The organism is Jiangella mangrovi (genome assembly GCF_014204975.1).
GTDB classification, from domain to species: domain Bacteria; phylum Actinomycetota; class Actinomycetes; order Jiangellales; family Jiangellaceae; genus Jiangella; species Jiangella mangrovi.
This window is the reverse complement of the sequence record NZ_JACHMM010000001.1, coordinates 4,827,004-4,842,580: the sequence shown is the minus strand read 5'-3', so window position 1 is coordinate 4,842,580 and position 15,577 is coordinate 4,827,004. Positions and strand designations below refer to the sequence as shown.

Annotated in this window: 13 protein-coding genes; 8 read left to right on the top strand and 5 right to left on the bottom strand. The window is 72.2% G+C overall.

Annotated features, from left to right (window positions below; genetic code table 11):
• Positions 1-19 precede the first annotated feature (19 nt).
• Positions 20-634: a TetR/AcrR family transcriptional regulator gene (locus tag HD601_RS22335; RefSeq protein ID WP_184825594.1), complete on the top strand. Its 615-nt coding sequence runs from the start codon at positions 20-22 to the stop codon at positions 632-634.
• On the opposite strand, the gene HD601_RS22330 is transcribed toward HD601_RS22335, so the two are convergent.
• Genes HD601_RS22330 through HD601_RS22310 form a run of 5 tightly spaced genes read right to left on the bottom strand, consistent with a single transcriptional unit; the run spans position 594 to position 6,465 of the window.
• Positions 594-1,604 carry an oligopeptide/dipeptide ABC transporter ATP-binding protein gene (locus HD601_RS22330; protein WP_184825592.1) on the bottom strand — a complete coding sequence of 337 codons (1,011 nt, stop codon included), beginning with the start codon at positions 1,602-1,604 and terminating at the stop codon, positions 594-596. The two genes, HD601_RS22335 and HD601_RS22330, sit on opposite strands and share 41 nt — an antisense overlap.
• Complete coding sequence (locus tag HD601_RS22325) at positions 1,601-2,665, bottom strand: ABC transporter ATP-binding protein (protein WP_184825590.1); 1,065 nt, start codon at positions 2,663-2,665, stop codon at positions 1,601-1,603. Before HD601_RS22325 ends, HD601_RS22330 begins: the two co-directional genes overlap by 4 nt.
• Positions 2,665-3,549: an ABC transporter permease subunit gene (locus tag HD601_RS22320; RefSeq protein ID WP_184825588.1), complete on the bottom strand. Its 885-nt coding sequence runs from the start codon at positions 3,547-3,549 to the stop codon at positions 2,665-2,667. Before HD601_RS22320 ends, HD601_RS22325 begins: the two co-directional genes overlap by 1 nt.
• Positions 3,546-4,580 carry an ABC transporter permease gene (locus HD601_RS22315; protein ID WP_184825586.1) on the bottom strand — a complete coding sequence of 345 codons (1,035 nt, stop codon included), beginning with the start codon at positions 4,578-4,580 and terminating at the stop codon, positions 3,546-3,548. The genes HD601_RS22320 and HD601_RS22315 overlap by 4 nt, the downstream gene beginning before the upstream one ends.
• A 7-nt stretch (positions 4,581-4,587) precedes the next feature.
• Entirely contained in the window at positions 4,588-6,465 is a 1,878-nt protein-coding gene (locus HD601_RS22310; RefSeq protein WP_184825585.1) for an ABC transporter substrate-binding protein, read from the bottom strand.
• Positions 6,466-6,793: 328 nt separating this feature from the next.
• Here HD601_RS22310 and dxr point away from each other — a divergent pair, with 328 nt between their 5' ends.
• The 7 genes from dxr to HD601_RS22275 all read left to right on the top strand — a co-directional run bounded on the left by dxr (position 6,794) and on the right by HD601_RS22275 (position 15,316).
• Positions 6,794-7,999, top strand: coding sequence for a 1-deoxy-D-xylulose-5-phosphate reductoisomerase (gene dxr / locus HD601_RS22305; RefSeq protein WP_184825583.1), 1,206 nt, complete (start codon positions 6,794-6,796; stop codon positions 7,997-7,999).
• On the top strand, positions 7,999-9,321 hold the full coding sequence (locus tag HD601_RS22300) for a M50 family metallopeptidase (protein WP_184825581.1): 1,323 nt from the start codon (positions 7,999-8,001) through the stop codon (positions 9,319-9,321). Before dxr ends, HD601_RS22300 begins: the two co-directional genes overlap by 1 nt.
• 25 nt (positions 9,322-9,346) lie before the next feature.
• Entirely contained in the window at positions 9,347-10,498 is a 1,152-nt protein-coding gene (gene ispG / locus HD601_RS22295; protein WP_184825579.1) for a flavodoxin-dependent (E)-4-hydroxy-3-methylbut-2-enyl-diphosphate synthase, read from the top strand.
• 49 nt (positions 10,499-10,547) lie between these two features.
• The gene (locus HD601_RS22290; protein WP_184825577.1) at positions 10,548-11,393 is read left to right on the top strand and encodes a GNAT family N-acetyltransferase; all 846 of its coding nucleotides are present in this window, start codon (positions 10,548-10,550) and stop codon (positions 11,391-11,393) included.
• A 43-nt stretch (positions 11,394-11,436) separates the two neighbouring features.
• The gene (locus tag HD601_RS22285; RefSeq protein WP_184825575.1) at positions 11,437-12,660 is read left to right on the top strand and encodes a CapA family protein; all 1,224 of its coding nucleotides are present in this window, start codon (positions 11,437-11,439) and stop codon (positions 12,658-12,660) included.
• Between the two features lie 72 nt (positions 12,661-12,732).
• On the top strand, positions 12,733-14,493 hold the full coding sequence (locus HD601_RS22280) for a proline--tRNA ligase (protein WP_184830123.1): 1,761 nt from the start codon (positions 12,733-12,735) through the stop codon (positions 14,491-14,493).
• 4 nt (positions 14,494-14,497) lie between these two features.
• Positions 14,498-15,316: a helix-turn-helix domain-containing protein gene (locus HD601_RS22275; RefSeq protein WP_184825573.1), complete on the top strand. Its 819-nt coding sequence runs from the start codon at positions 14,498-14,500 to the stop codon at positions 15,314-15,316.
• Positions 15,317-15,577 lie beyond the last annotated feature (261 nt).

Genomic DNA, 15,577 nt, shown 5'->3' with positions numbered 1-15,577 from the left:
ATCCACTAGAATAGTTGACATGACAGGAGAAGTGGGCCTGCGCGAGCGCAAGAAGGCGGCCACCCGCGCCGCCCTCAGCGCCGCCGCCAACCGGCTCGCCGTCGAACTGGGCGTCGAGCACGTCACCGTCGAGGCCATCGCCGCGGCCGCCGACGTCTCGCCTCGCACGTTCCACAACTACTTCTCCAGCCGCGAGGAGGCGATCGTCGCCTCCATCATCGACTGGTCGGAGCGGCTGATCGACGAGCTCGAGCTGCGTCCGGCCGACGAGCCCGTGTGGGACAGCCTGCAGCACGTGTACCTCGGCACGCTCGACGACAGTCCCGCGGCCCGCGACCGCATGATCGCACAGATCGACATGGTCATGGCCAACCCCACGGTCATCGCCAGCCAGCTGGCCGCGTTCGACGCCATGCGCCGCCGGTTCGCCGCGGCCATCGCGGCGCGCACCGGTACCGACGCGGGCCGCGACCTCTACCCGCACCTCATCGCCGGCGCCGCTGCCCAGGCCGTCAAGACGTCCATGGAACTGTGGGCGCACGGCCTGACCGACCGGCCGCTGCGCGAGATGGTGGCCGAGGGGTTCGAGCAGTTCAGGGCCGGGCTGCCGCAGCCGGGTCGTCAGCCGGGCTGACCGCCGACGCATAGTGGCAGGCCACCTGGGTGGCCGTCCCGCCGGCCAGGACGCCGGGGTCCTCGCCGCGGCAGCGCCCGTCCACGCCGGCCGCGGCCGCCGCGCCCGAGGCCAGCACCGGACAGCGGGCGTGGAACCGGCAGCCCGACGGGATCCGGGTCGGGTCCGGCGGCTCGCCCTGCAGCACGACGGGCGCGCCGGGCGACTCCGGCAGCACCGACAGCAGCGCCTGCGTGTACGGGTGCTCCGGCGCGGTGAGGATCTTCTCCACCGGCCCGGTCTCGACGATGCGGCCCAGGTACATGACGGCGACCCGGTCGGCGATGTTCCAGGCCAGCCCGAGGTCGTGCGTCACCACCAGCGCCGCCAGCCCCAGCTCGTCGCGCAGCCGCAGCAGCAGCGCCAGGATCTCGCCGCGCACCGACGCGTCCAGCGACGCGACCGGCTCGTCGGCGACGATGACGTTCGGCTCCAGGACCAGCGCGCCGGCGATGACCACGCGCTGGCGCTGCCCGCCGGACAGCTCGTGCGGGAAGCGCAGGAAGAACCGCTCCGGCGGCCGCAGCCCGGCCCGCGACAGCGCGTCGGCGACCCGTTCCCGCTCGTCGGGGACGTCCCCGTGGATGCGCAGCCCTTCGGCGACGGCGTCGTAGACCGTGTGCCGCGGGTTCAGCGAGCCGCTCGGGTCCTGCAGGACGAGCTGCACGTCGCGGCGGAAGCTCTTGAGCGCGCGCGAGGTGTAGGCCAGGGGAGTGCCGCGGTGCAGCACCCGCCCGGAGGTCGGCTTCTCCAGCCCGAGCAGCGTCCGGGCCAGCGTCGTCTTGCCGCAGCCGGACTCGCCGACCAGAGCGACGATCTCGCCTGGCGCGATGTCGAGGTTGACGCCGTCGACGGCGCGCGCCCGGCCGCCGCCCCGGCGGGCCTCGAACTCGACGTGGACGTCGTCGGCGGACAGGATCGGGTCGCTCACGCGGACTCCCTCTCGCTTGCGGCCAGACCCACGCCGTCGTCCGGCAGCACCCGCACGCAGGCCGCGCGGGCGCCGTCGCCGGCCGGGCGTGCCTCCCTGACCTTGCGGAACTCGCCGCCGTCTGGGACCTGGCGGTCGGCCGTCGGCCAGAGCTCAGGGTCGACGGCGTCGCAGTGGTCCAGCCGCACGGCGCAGCGGGGGTGGAACGCGCACCCGGCGGGGAGGTCGGCGGGGTCGGGCGGGTCGCCGGCCAGGCCCTGCGGCCGCCGTCGCGACGCCGGGTCGCCGATCCGCGGGAACGCCGCCGCCAGCGCCGCGCCGTAGGGGTGCCGGGCCGCGCCGAACACCGTCGCCGCCGGGCCCTCCTCGACGATGCGGCCGGCGTACATGACGGCGAGCCGGTCGCAGGTGTCGGCGAGCACGGACAGGTCGTGGCTGATCATCAGCAGGCTGATGCCCTGCTCGGCGACCAGCGACTCGATCAGCGTCAGGATCTGCGCCTGGATCATCACGTCCAGCGCGGTCGTCGGCTCGTCGGCGACGATCAGCTGCGGGTCGCAGGCCAGCGCCATGGCGATCATGACCCGCTGGCGCTGCCCGCCGGACAGCTCGTGCGGGTAGGCGTCGGCGCGCCGGGCGGGCAGGCCGACGTGCTCGAGCAGCTCGCCGACGCGGCGCCGGACCTCCGCGTCGCCCGTCTTGGGGGAGTGCAGCCGGATCGGCTCGGCGATCTGCGCGCCGATGCGCTGGACGGCGTTGAGCGAGTGCATGGCGCCCTGGAAGACGATCGATGCGCCGGCCCAGCGGACCGCCCGCAGCCGGCCCCACGACATCGACAGGACGTCCTCACCGTCGAAGCGGATTTCACCGGTAAAGCGGGCCGTGGTCGGCAGCAGCCGCAGCAGCGCCAGCGCCATGGTCGACTTGCCGCAGCCGGACTCGCCGGCCAGGCCCAGCTTCTGGCCGGCGTCCAGCGCGAACGACACGCCGCGCACGGCGGGCACGTCGCCCCCGGCGGTCCGGTAGGTGACCGTCAGGTCGTCGACCTCGAGCAGAGCCATCAGCGGCGCTCCCTCAGCTTCGGGTTCAGGACGCCCTCGATGGCGCGGCCGACCAGCGTGAACGCCAGCACGACCAGCACGATCGCGATGCCCGGCGGCAGGATGTACCACCACATCCGCGAGCTGACGGCGCCGACGTCGCGGGCCGCCTGGATGGTCGCGCCCCAGGACGCCGTCGTCGGGTCGCCGAGCCCCAGGAACGCGAACGTCGACTCCGTCAGGATCGCAGAACCCACCATCAGCGTGGTCTGGGCCAGCACGATCGGCATGACGTTGGGCAGCACGTGGTTCGACATGACGTGCAGGTGCCCGCCGCCCAGTGCCCGGGCCCGCTCGATGTACGGCCGCGCCTCGACGGCGAGCGTCTGGGCCCGCACCAGACGCGCCGTCGTCGGCCAGGACGTCACGCCGATGGCGACGATGATCGTCGTCAGGCTGCGGCCGAGCACGGCGGCCAGCGCGACGCCCAGGACCAGCGACGGCATGACGAGGAACCAGTCGGTCACGCGCATCAGCAGGCTGGAGCCCCAGCCGCCGAAGTGCCCGGCCAGGATTCCGAACAGGGTGCCGAACGCGATCGAGATGAACGTCGCCCAGAACCCGACCGTCAGCGAGACCCGCGACCCCCAGATGATCATGTCGATCATCGAGCGGCCGGAGCGGTCCGTGCCCAGGGGGAACTCCGCGCTCGGCCCCTCGAGCGGCGACCCCGGCGGCCGGGTGACGCTCAGCGCGTTGTCCGGCGTGATGACCGGCGCCAGCAGCGCCGTCAGCACGAAGAGCGCCAGCACGACCAGCCCGAAGACCCCGGCGCGGTTCTGCCGGTAGGACGACCAGAACCGCGCGACCGTCCGCCGTCGGCGGGCCCACACCAGCCCGTTCACGGCCGCACCCTCGGGTCGAGGACGGGGTAGAGCAGATCGGCCAGCAGGTTCATGAGGATCACCGCCGCGGAGAACAGGATGAACAGCCCCTGCACCAGTGGCAGGTCCGGCACGCTGAGGCCGGAATAGAACAGCTGGCCCAGACCGGGCCAGGTGAAGATCGTCTCGACCAGCACGGCGCCGAACACCACGAAGCCGAGATTGACGAAGATCAGCGTGACGGTGGGCAGCAGCGCGTTGGGGACGGCGTGCCGGCGCCGCACGATGACGTCGCGCAGCCCCTTCGCGCGGGCGGTGACGATGTAGTCGCTGCCCATCTCGTCCAGCAGCGACGATCGCATGATCATCAGGTACTGCGCGTAGACCACGGCCACCAGCGTGACCAGCGGCAGCACCATGTGGTGGGCGATGTCGGGGATGCGCTCCCAGCCCTCGACGCCGGTGCTCTCCATGCCGCTGGTCGGGAACCAGCCGAGCTCGGAGGCGAAGATCACGATGAGGATCAGGCCCAGCCAGAAGCTCGGCACCGACCACAGCGTCAGCGCGACGCCGGTGTTGACGCGGTCGCCGACGCTGCCGTGGTTCCACGCGCCGCGCACGCCCAGCCACAGCCCGAGCGCCGCCGAGATCACCACGCTGGTGCCGACCAGCAGCACCGTCGGCCAGATCCGGTCGCCGATGAGGTCGGTGACCGGCCGGTTGAACTGGAACGAGTCGCCGAAGTCCAGCCGCAGGACGCCCGTCAGGTAGGACCAGAACTGCTCGACCAGCGGCTTGTCCAGCCCGAAGTCGCGGCGCAGCTGCTCCTGCTGCTCGATGCTCACAGGACGGCCGTGCGTCATCGTCCGCACCGGGTCGCCCGGGATGATGCGGAACAGGAAGAAGCTGGTGAGGATGACGGCGAACAGCGAGATCAGCGACCCGCCGAGCTTCTCGCCGTAGTACCGCAGCCTGCGCCGGACGCCGGACCGGTCCCGCACGCTTTGAGCGAGCTGCGGGACCGGCGCGGTCGGCAGTGCCGAATCAGCCATCGAGCTCCTACTCGCGGTCGTCCGCGGTCGCGCCGCGGCGCCGGAGCAGCAGGAAGGCCAGCAGCAGGACCACGACCACCGCGGCGACGATGCCGACGATCAGGCCGGTGTTCGACCCGTCGTCGTCGCTGCCGCCGTCGTCGCCGGAGCCGCCGCTGCCCGCGGAGTCCTCCTCGCCGGCCGGGACCGCGGACCACCAGCTCCAGTAGCCGTCCTGGCCGTAGTAGTTGCCGCCCGGGTCCGGCTGCGGCGTCATCGACGCGATGACGTCGCTGCGGTAGGCCTCGAGCTGGTCGGCGTAGCCCCACACGACGAAGACGTTGTCGTCGTAGAGCGTCTTCTGCATGTCCTTGACGATGCCGGCGCGGGTGTCGACGTCGAGCTCGGAGAGCTGCTCGGCGTAGAGCTGGTCGTAGGACTCGTTGCAGTAGTACGCGTCGGACAGGTACGGCCCGCCGAGCTCCGTCGGCAGCCCGCTGCACAGGTTGATCGACAGGACGTAGTTCGGGTCCGGGTTGACGTTCCAGCCGGTGGTGAGGATGTCGTAGGTGCCCTCGTCGAGCAGCGAGCCGACCTCGGACACCGGCTCGACCAGCAGCTCCATGCCGGCCTCGCCGGCCCACTCGGCCATCATCTCGGCGGCCTGGATGTACTGCGGGTTGTCGCCGTGCACGTTGAACCGGAACGAGAGCGGCCGCCCGTCGGGGCCGACGCGGACGCCGTCGTCACCGGGCGCGTAGCCGGCCTCGTCGAGCAGCCGGTTGGCCTCGTCGATGTCGAACCCGATCGTCTCGTCCTCCGACGGCTCCCAGTGGTAGGTGTCGTAGCGCGACGGGATGTAGCCGCCGTTGGCCTCGCCCAGGCCGCCGTAGGCGACCTCGTAGATGGCGTCGCGGTCGATGGTGCGCACGAGCGCCTCGCGGACGACGGGGTCCTGCAGCGCCGGGTGGCCGTCGCCGAACGGGGTGCCGTCCTGCAGCCGCGCGCCCGGGTTCAGCGTGATGGCCTGGAACCGCTTGCCCTGGGCGGCGCTGACGGTGATGTTCTCCTCGTTCTGCAGCGTCTCGTACTGCGCCGGCGTCAGGCCGAAGACGAAGTCGACCTCACCGCTGCGCAGCGCCTCGACCTGCGCGTCGGGGTCGTCGATGTAGCGCAGGACCAGCTGGTCGAACTTCGGCGCGCCGCGCCAGTAGTCCGGGTTCGCCTCGAGCGTGATCGACACGTTGGGCTCGTACTCGGTGAGGACGAACGGCCCGCTGCCGACGATGGGGAACTCGGTGTCGTTGTTGAACGCGCCGAAGTCGCTCACCTGCGACCAGATGTGCTCCGGCAGGATCGGCACGTCCAGCGCGAGCATGGTGACCTGCGGCTCGTCGAGGACGATCTCGACGGTGTGCTCGTCCGTGGCCGTGACCGAGGCGAAGTTCTCCACGAAGTTGCCGTTGGCCTCGGCGGCGGCCGGGTCGGTCATCATCGTGTTGAACGTCCAGGCGACGTCCTCGGCGGTGACGGGCTCGCCGTCGGTCCAGGTGGCGTCCTCGCGGATGAAGTAGGTCCAGGTGAGGCCGTCCTCGGACGTCTCCCAGTCCTCCGCGAGCGCCGGGATCGTCTCACCGGTCTCGGGGTCGTAGTTGGTGAGGAAGTCGTACATCCAGCGGCCCATGTTGGTGGTCAGCAGCCGGACCGCGATGAACGGGCTCAGCGAGTCGACCTCCTGTGCCACCGCGATGGTGAGCGACGTCGGCTCGTCGTCGCCGGAGTCGCCGGAGTCGTCTGTGGCCGCGGTCGCGGCCGTCGTGCCGGCGGCGGCGAGCCCGGACAGGGCCAGCCCGGCCGCGGCCACACCGGCGGCGAACCGCCGGGCGCGGGAAACGGATGTCGCCATGATGGGGGGTACCTCGCATTCGACACGCGCAGACGCGCCAGTAGACCTATTGGCGGGTTGGTCTACCATCGGCCGCTCTGCGACGTCAATGGTCTGGACCTCTGGCGTGTCCGAACGTCCTGCGGCCGTTGCGGGATCGCAACGGGACGGCAGATCTTCCGGTGACGTGCGAGTGTGCCGGACGATCGGCGGCGGGGGCCGGGGTTCGCTGGACGCTCGCTGTCGATCATGGAGAAGAGCGGCTTCCGGGCGTGATTTGGGCCGACCTTCTCCATGATCGACAGTGCCGCTCAGGTTGTGCTCAGGCGGGCGGGGGAGAATGGGATCCATGCAGAGCGTCCGCGACGTCGTCATCCTCGGCTCGACCGGATCGGTGGGCACCCAGGCCATCGACGTCGTGCAGCGCAACCCGGAGCGGCTGCGGGTGACGGGCCTGGCGGCGGGCGGTTCCGACCCGGCCACGCTGGCCGCGCAGGCGCTGGAGCTCGGCGTCGAGACGGTCGCCGTCGCGAAGGCGGGCGCCGCCGAGGACCTGCTGCTCGCGTTCTACGCCGCCGCCCGCGAGCGCGGCTACGAGACCGGGGAGTATCGCGTCCCCAAGGTCCTGGCCGGCCCCGACGCCGCCGCCGAGCTCGCCGCCACCCAGGACGCCGACGTCGTGCTCAACGCCATCACCGGCTCCATCGGCCTGGCGCCGACGCTCGCGGCCCTCGACAGCGGCCGGACCCTCGCCCTGGCGAACAAGGAGTCGTTGATCGCCGGCGGCACCCTCGTCAGGCAACGGGCCAAGCCGGGCCAGATCGTCCCCGTCGACAGTGAGCACAGCGCCCTCGCCCAGTGCCTGCGCTCCGGCGCCAGCCCAGAGGTCCGCAAGCTCGTCCTCACCGCCAGTGGCGGCCCGTTCCGCGGCCGCACGCGCGCGCAGATGACCGACGTCACACCGGAGCAGGCGCTGGCCCACCCGACGTGGAGCATGGGCCCGGTCGTCACCATCAACTCCGCCAACCTCGTGAACAAGGGTCTCGAGCTCATCGAGGCGCACCTGCTGTTCGACGTCCCGTTCGACGCCATCGAGGTCGTGGTGCACCCGCAGTCGATCGTCCACTCCATGGTCGAGTTCATCGACGGGTCGACGATCGCGCAGGCCAGCCCGCCGGACATGCGCATCCCCATCGCCCTGGCGCTGTCCTGGCCGGACCGCCTGGCCGACGCCGCACCGGCCTGCGACTGGACCAAGGCGTCCACCTGGGAGTTCGAGCCGCTCGACGACGAGGCCTTTCCCGCCGTCGAGCTGGCGCGGCACGCCGGCACCCGCGGCGGCCTCGCGCCCGCCGTCTACAACGCGGCCAACGAGGAGTGCCTGGCCGCGTTCGTCGCGGGTCGCCTGCGGTTTCCGGGCATCGTGGACACCATCGCCCGTATCCTTGACGAGTACGGTGGTGGTGACGCACGGAGCGTCGACGACGTGGCGGCCGCCGAGCACTGGGCGCGCGCCCGGGCCCGCGAGCTCGCCGGATCGGAAGAGGAACGCTGATGGACCTGCTGGCCGTCGTCGGCATCCTGCTCTTCGCGGTCGGGCTGGTCGTCTCGATCGCCCTGCACGAGATCGGCCACCTGGTGCCGGCCAAGCTGTTCGGCGTCAAGGTCAGCCAGTACATGATCGGCTTCGGGCGCACGGTGTGGTCGCGCAAGCGCGGCGAGACCGAGTACGGCTTCAAGGCCGTCCCGCTGGGCGGCTACGTCCGCATGATCGGCATGTTCCCGCCCGAGCCCGGCGGCGACGGCACCCAGCTGCGGCAGTCGAGCACGGGGCTGTTCCAGACCATGGCCCGCGACGCCCGCACGGCCTCGCGTGAGGAGATCCAGCCCGGCGACGAGGGCCGCCTCTTCTACCGCAAGGCCTGGTGGAAGAAGCTCATCATCATGCTCGGCGGGCCGGCCATGAACGTCGTCCTGGCCATCGTCCTGGCCGGCGGCGTGCTCATGACGTTCGGCAACCCGGACAAGCCGGTGTTCGCCCCCGTCGTCAGCGTCGTCAACGAGTGCGTCATCCCGGCGTCGCAGGCCGCCGAGGCCGGCGACGACTGCACCGGCTTCCCCGACGCGCCCGCGGCCGCGGCCGGCATCCTGCCCGGCGACCGCGTCCTCGAGATCGAGGGGACCCCCGTCACCACCTGGACCGAGGTCTCCGCCGCCATCCAGGCCGCGGGCGAGGGCCCCATGCCCATGGTCATCGAGCGCGACGGCCGGCGCATGGACCTCACGCCCGACCTCATCATGGCCGAGCGGCCCGACCCCGACGGCCCCGAGGGCGCCACCGTCGACACCAGCTTCCTGGGCATCGCCCCCACCCTCGACCACTTCCAGCAGGAGTCCGTCGGCGGCACGCTCGCCTGGACCGGCGGGTTCATCAGCAACACCGCCGAGGCCATGTCGCGCATCCCTCAGCGCATGGTCGACGTGTGGGACGCCGCGTTCGGCGGCGGCGAGCGCAACCCCGAGACCCCGGTCAGCATCGTCGGCGCCGGGCGCATCGGCGGCGAGATCGCGTCGGCCGACGGTCTCACCGCGGCGCAGCGGGTGGCCACGTTCGTCATGATGCTGGCCTCGTTCAACATGGCCATCGCCATCTTCAACCTCGTGCCGCTGCTGCCGCTCGACGGCGGGCACGCCGCGGGCGCCATCTGGGAGGCCATCAAGCGGGCCTTCGCCAAAGTGTTCCGCCGCCCCGAGCCGCAGCCGGTCGACGTCGCCAAGGCGCTCCCGCTGGCCTACGGGGTGGCCGTCGTGCTCATCGGCATGAGTGCCCTGCTGATCTACGCCGACCTCGTCAACCCCGTCCGGCTACTGGGCTAGAGCGCAAGGAGAGAGTGGAATTCGCATGAACGTCGCCCTGGGGATGCCGCAGCTGCCGCCGCCCGTGCTCGCGCCGCGCCGGCCGTCGCGCAAGATCCACGTCGGCAAGGTCGAGGTGGGCGGCGACGCGCCCATCAGCGTGCAGTCCATGACCACCACGCCGACCACCGACATCAACGCGACGCTGCAGCAGATCGCCGAGCTCACGGCGGCCGGCTGCGACATCGTCCGGGTGGCGGTGCCCAGCGCCGACGACGCCGACGCGCTGCCCGCCATCGCGAAGAAGTCGCAGATCCCGGTCATCGCCGACATCCACTTCCAGCCCAAGTACGTGTTCGCGGCCATCGACGCCGGCTGTGCCGCCGTCCGCGTCAACCCGGGCAACATCAAGAAGTTCGACGACAAGGTCGGCGAGATCGCCAAGGCGGCCAAGGACGCCGGCATCTCGCTGCGCATCGGCGTCAACGCCGGCTCGCTCGACCCGCGGCTGCTCGAGAAGTACGGCAAGGCCACCCCCGAGGCGCTGGTCGAGTCCGCGGTCTGGGAGGCGTCGCTGTTCGAGGAGCACGACTTCCACGACTTCAAGATCTCGGTCAAGCACAACGACCCCGTCGTCATGGTCCGCGCCTACGAGCTGCTGGCCGAGCGCGGTGACTGGCCGCTGCACCTCGGCGTCACCGAGGCCGGCCCGGCGTTCCAGGGCACCATCAAGTCGGCGACGGCGTTCGGCGCCCTGCTCTCCAAGGGCATCGGCGACACCATCCGGGTCTCGCTGTCCGCGCCGCCGGTCGAAGAGGTCAAGGTCGGCAACCAGATCCTGCAGTCGCTCAACCTGCGCCCCCGCAAGCTCGAGATCGTGTCCTGCCCGTCCTGCGGCCGCGCCCAGGTCGACGTCTACACCCTCGCCGACCGCGTCACCGCGGGGCTCGAGGGCATGAAGGTTCCGCTCCGCGTCGCCGTCATGGGCTGCGTCGTCAACGGCCCTGGGGAGGCGCGCGAGGCCGATCTCGGCGTAGCATCCGGCAACGGCAAGGGCCAGATCTTCGTCCGGGGCGAAGTGATCAAGACGGTGCCCGAGTCGGAGATCGTCGAGACGCTGATCGAAGAGGCCATGCGGATCGCCGAGACCATGGAGGACGCCGGCGGGGACGGCGGCCCCGTGGTCACCGTCGCCTGACGGCGACACGGCGGCGTCGCAAGGGGGAGCTCGGGGGAGAGGGGGCGACGTGCTCAGTACGTCGACGGCGGTGCGCCCGCTGAGCCAGGCCGACCTGGACGACGCCGTCGCGCTGCTCGACCGCGACCCCTGTCTCGACGTGTTCGTCGGCGCCCGCGTGCACGCGTCCGGACTCGCGCCGTCGCGGCTGGCCGGCGAGCTGTGGGGGTACTACGAGGACCACCGGCTGCGCTCGCTCTGCTACTCCGGCGCCAACCTGGTGCCGGTGGCCGCGTCGGCCCGGGCCGCCCGCACGTTCGCCGACCTCGCCGTCCGCCGCGGCCGGCGCTGCTCGTCCATCGTCGGGCCCGCTGACGCCGTCCTCTCCATGTGGGACCTGCTGCGCCCCGAGTGGGGGCCGGCCCGCGAGGTCCGCGCCTGCCAGCCGGTCATGGCGCTGCGCTCGCGGCCCGCCGTCACCCCCGATCCGCAGGTCCGCCGGGTGCGCCCGGACGAGATCGACCTCCTGCTGCCGGCCGCCATCGCGATGTTCACCGAGGAGGTCGGCGTCTCGCCCACCGGTACCGACGGCGGCGCGTACTACAAGGCGCGGCTCACCGAGCTGGTCCGGGCCGGCCGCGCGTTCGCCCGGTTCGAGGACGGCGAGATCGTCTTCAAGGCCGAGATCGGCGCCGTCACGCCGTACGCCTGCCAGGTGCAGGGTGTGTGGGTGCGGCCCGACCGTCGCGGCGAGCGGCTCTCCGTCGGCGGCATGGCGGCGGTCGTCGACCACGCGCTGCGCGAGATCGCGCCGGCCGTCACGCTCTACGTCAACGACTTCAACGTGGCCGCGCGCGGCGCCTACCGGCGGGTCGGCTTCGCCGAGGTCGGCCGCTTCGCGACCATCATGTTCTGAAGTCGCGCATGCTCGTCACCTTCGTCAGGCACACTGGTCGGCGATGAACCGCCGACTCGCCCGCCTCGCCGCTGCTACCACCGTCGCCGGCCTCCTCGCTCTCACGGCCTGCGGAAGCGACGACGGCGACAGCTCCGGCGCCGCTCCTCCCTCGTCCCCGGGCACGCCGACGACGTCACCGTCGCCGACTCCCACGCCCACGCCGACGCCGGACCCGCGGACGTTCACGCTGGTCGCGACCGGCGACGTGCTGCTGCACGAGCGGCTGTGGACGCAGGCGCGCAACGACGCCGGGCCGGGCGAGGAGATGGACTTCGCGCCGCAACTGGCGAACATCGCGCCGATCGTCGAGGGCGCCGACCTCGCCGTCTGCCACATGGAGACGCCGCTCGCGCCCGCCGGCGGGCCGTACGAGGGCTACCCGACGTTCTCGGGGCCGCCGCAGGTCGTGACGGCGCTGGCCGAGACCGGCTACGACGCCTGCACCACCGCGTCGAACCACACCTTCGACCAGGGCGCCGCCGGCGTCGACCGCACGCTCGACACCCTCGACGCCGCCGGGCTGGCCCACGCCGGGTCGGCCCGCACGCCCGAGGAGTCGGAGCAGATCACCCACGTCGAGGTGCCCGTGACCGACGGCGAGCCCGTCGACGTCGCGCTGCTGTCGTACACGTTCGGCTTCAACGGCATCCCGGCGCCGAACGGCGAGACCTGGCGCGGCCACGAGATCGACCCTGCTCGGATCCTGGCCGACGCCGCCACCGCCCGCTCCGAGGGCGCCGACGTCGTCGTCGCGGCCCTGCACTGGGGCGACGAATACGTCCACGAGCCGAACACGCTGCAGAGCGAGCTGGCGCCGCAGCTCATCGCGTCGCCCGACATCGACCTGCTGCTCGGCCACCACGCGCACGTCGTCCAGCCGATCGAGAACGTCGGCGGCGAGTGGGTCGTCTACGGCATGGGCAACCTCATGGCCAACCACGCCGAGCCCGAGGGCCCCAAGGCCGAAGGGCTGCTGACGCGGTTCACCTTCACCGAGTCCGCGGGCGGCGCCGGGGCGTTCACCGTCACCAAGGCCGAGTTCCTGCCGCTCTACCAGACCTACACACCGCCGGTCGAGGTGCTCGACGTGCCGGCCGCGCTCGCGAGCGGCGACACTGGGACGGCGACCGCGGCCCGGCTGCAGGAGGCGCTGGAGCGCACCACCGAGGTGGTGGACAGTCGCGGCGGCGCGGCTGCCGGGCTGACCATGCTGGAATCCCCGTGACCCGCTGCTGAGCGGGCGGTTATCCTCGTCCTTCGTTGCCCGATCCGTCCCGTGAACGCCCTGGAGAGCACCGTGATCCTGCGCATGTCGACGTTGTTCCTGCGAACCCTGCGCGAGGACCCGGTCGACGCCGAGGTGCCGAGTCACAAGCTGCTCGTCCGCGCCGGCTACGTCCGCCGCGCCGCGCCGGGCATCTACTCGTGGCTGCCGCTTGGGTACACGGTGCTGCGCAACGTCGAAGAGATCGTGCGGCAGGAGATGAACGCCATCGGCGCGCAGGAGGTGCATTTCCCGGCGCTGCTGCCGCGCGAGCCCTACGAGGCCACCCAGCGGTGGGAGGAGTACGGCGACAACATCTTCCGGCTCAAGGACCGCAAGGGCGGCGACTACCTGCTCGGCCCGACGCACGAAGAGATGTTCACGCTGCTGGTCAAGGACCTGTACTCGTCGTACAAGGACCTTCCGCTGTCGCTGTACCAGATCCAGACGAAGTACCGCGACGAGGCCCGGCCGCGCGCCGGAATCCTGCGCGGCCGCGAGTTCGTCATGAAGGACTCCTACTCCTTCGACGTCTCCGACGAGGCGTTCATGACGTCGTACCTGGCGCACCGCGGCGCCTACATCAAGATCTTCGACCGGCTCGGGCTCGACTACGTCATCGTCCAGGCCACGTCGGGCGCCATGGGCGGCTCGGCCAGCGAGGAGTTCCTCGCCACGGCCGAGAACGGCGAGGACACCTACGTCCGCTCGGCCGGCGGCTACGCGGCCAACGTCGAGGCCGTGCGGGTGCAGGCGCCGCCGCCCGTGCCCTACGACGACGTCCGCGCGGCGCACGCCGAGGACACCCCGGACACACCGACCATCGACACGCTGGTCGCCCACCTCAACGAGCGCTTCCCGCGCGACGACCGCCCCTGGCAGGCGTCGGACACGCTGAAGAACGTGCTGGTGGTCCTGCACCACCCCGACGGCACCCGCGAGCCGCTCGCCATCGGCGTCCCCGGCGACCGCGAGGTCGACGAGAAGCGGCTGCAGGCGCAGATCGAGCCGGCCGAGCTCGAGCCGTTCACCGAAGCCGACTTCGCGAAGCACCCCGCGCTGGCCAAGGGCTACATCGGTCCCGGTGTGCTCGGTGAGAAGAACCCGTCCGGCATCCGGTACCTCGTCGACCCCCGCGTCGTCGAGGGCACCCGCTGGGTCACCGGCGCCGACACCCCCGGCAAGCACGTCATCGACCTCGTCGCCGGGCGCGACTTCACGCCCGACGGCACCATCGAGGCCGCCGAGGTGCGCGCCGGCGACCCCGCGCCGGACGGCTCCGGCCCGCTCGAGACCGCCCGCGGCATCGAGATGGGGCACATCTTCCAGCTCGGCCGCAAGTATTCCGAGGCGCTGGGCCTGCAGGTGCTCGACGAGAACGGCAAGCTGGTCACCGTCACCATGGGCTCCTACGGCGTCGGCGTCTCGCGCGCCGTCGCGGCCATCGTCGAGAACTCCCACGACGAGCTCGGCATCATCTGGCCGCGCGAGGTCGCGCCGGCCGACGTGCACCTGGTCGCGACCGGCAAGGACGACGCGGTGTTCGCCGCGGCGGCGTCCATCGCCGAGGAGCTGGACGAGGCGGGCGTGCGGGTGCTCTACGACGACCGCCGGGGCGTCAGCCCGGGGGTGAGGTTCAAGGACTCCGAGCTCATCGGCGTGCCGACCATCGTGGTCGTCGGCCGCGGGCTGGCCGACGGCGTCGTCGAGATCAAGGACCGCGCCACCGGCGAGCGCGAGGAGGTCGCCGTCGGCGCCGTCGTCGACCGGCTGCGGGAGATCGTCGCAGAATAGGGGCATGACGGGTCCGCCCGATGGCGTCTACCCGGCCGGCGCGGCACACCCCGCGCTGGCCGGCGACGTGGTCGGCTACTGCGGGTACGTCGAGTCCTCGCCGGTGCCGGTGCGACGGCGTGAGCTGCCCGGCCCGCGGGTGCCGGTCATCGTCAGCTTCGGCGACGTGTTGTCGGTCAGTTCTCCCGGGGTCAGCGGCGAGCTGACCTCGTTCGTCGCCGGCTTCCACGACACCTACGCCGTCACGGAGTTCGCCGGCAGCCAGGCGGGACTGCAGATCGACCTCACGCCGCTCGGGGCGCACCGGCTGCTCGGCCTGGCCGGCGCCGACCTGCGCGACGGATCCCTGTGCCTGAGCGACGTGCTCGGACGCTCCGGCGACGAGTTCGTCGCGCGCCTGGTCGACGCGCCGGACTGGGCGTCGCGGTTCGCGCTGGCCGACGCGTTCCTGCTGCGCCGCTCGTCCGCCGCGCGCGAGGCCGACCCCGAGGTGGGGTGGGCGTGGGAGCGGCTCGCGTCGACCGGCGGGCGGCTGCGCGTCGCCACCCTGGCCGACGAGGTGGGCTGGAGCCGCCGGCACCTGGCGAGCCGGTTCCGCCACCAGGTGGGCCTCGGCCCCAAGGAGGCGGCGCGGGTGCTGCGGTTCGCGCGGGCGGTGCGGCGCCTGCGGGCCGAGCTGCCGCCGTCGTCGATCAGCGACCTCGCCGCCGGCACCGGGTACGCCGACCACAGTCACCTCGTCCGCGAGTTCCACGCGCTGGCCGGCTGCACGCCGTCGCAGCTGGCGGCCGAGCTGCGCGGCGCGCCGGTCGCGGTCCCCTGAACCCGCGCGGCCGGCACCTCACTCGCCTCTAGACCGTGTGCCGGCGGATCGCGCTGCCGGACTGGTGCCGACGGCGGGTGAGGTGCCGCTCCGTCGGGTGGAGCGCGTGGTGCCGCTGTCGGTGCCGGCCTGTAGGGTGGGCCCTCCCAGCCGGGCGGGCCATGCCAACCCTGCGCGTCGCGCGCGAACACCACCCGCGCCGTCGTCGGCACCCGTGTGACCGGCACGTCACTCGTCAATAGGCCGCATGCCGGCGGTTCC

Bases quoted from the DNA above. Each gene is read 5' to 3' on its own strand.
- HD601_RS22335 (WP_184825594.1), top strand. From the start codon at position 20: ATGACAGGAGAAGTGGGCCTGCGCGAGCGCAAGAAGGCGGCCACCCGC.
- HD601_RS22325 (WP_184825590.1), bottom strand. From the start codon at position 2,665: ATGGCTCTGCTCGAGGTCGACGACCTGACGGTCACCTACCGGACCGCC.
- HD601_RS22315 (WP_184825586.1), bottom strand. From the start codon at position 4,580: ATGGCTGATTCGGCACTGCCGACCGCGCCGGTCCCGCAGCTCGCTCAA.
- HD601_RS22310 (WP_184825585.1), bottom strand. From the start codon at position 6,465: ATGGCGACATCCGTTTCCCGCGCCCGGCGGTTCGCCGCCGGTGTGGCC.
- dxr (WP_184825583.1), top strand. From the start codon at position 6,794: ATGCAGAGCGTCCGCGACGTCGTCATCCTCGGCTCGACCGGATCGGTG.
- HD601_RS22300 (WP_184825581.1), top strand. From the start codon at position 7,999: ATGGACCTGCTGGCCGTCGTCGGCATCCTGCTCTTCGCGGTCGGGCTG.
- ispG (WP_184825579.1), top strand. From the start codon at position 9,347: ATGAACGTCGCCCTGGGGATGCCGCAGCTGCCGCCGCCCGTGCTCGCG.
- HD601_RS22285 (WP_184825575.1), top strand. From the start codon at position 11,437: ATGAACCGCCGACTCGCCCGCCTCGCCGCTGCTACCACCGTCGCCGGC.
- HD601_RS22275 (WP_184825573.1), top strand. From the start codon at position 14,498: ATGACGGGTCCGCCCGATGGCGTCTACCCGGCCGGCGCGGCACACCCC.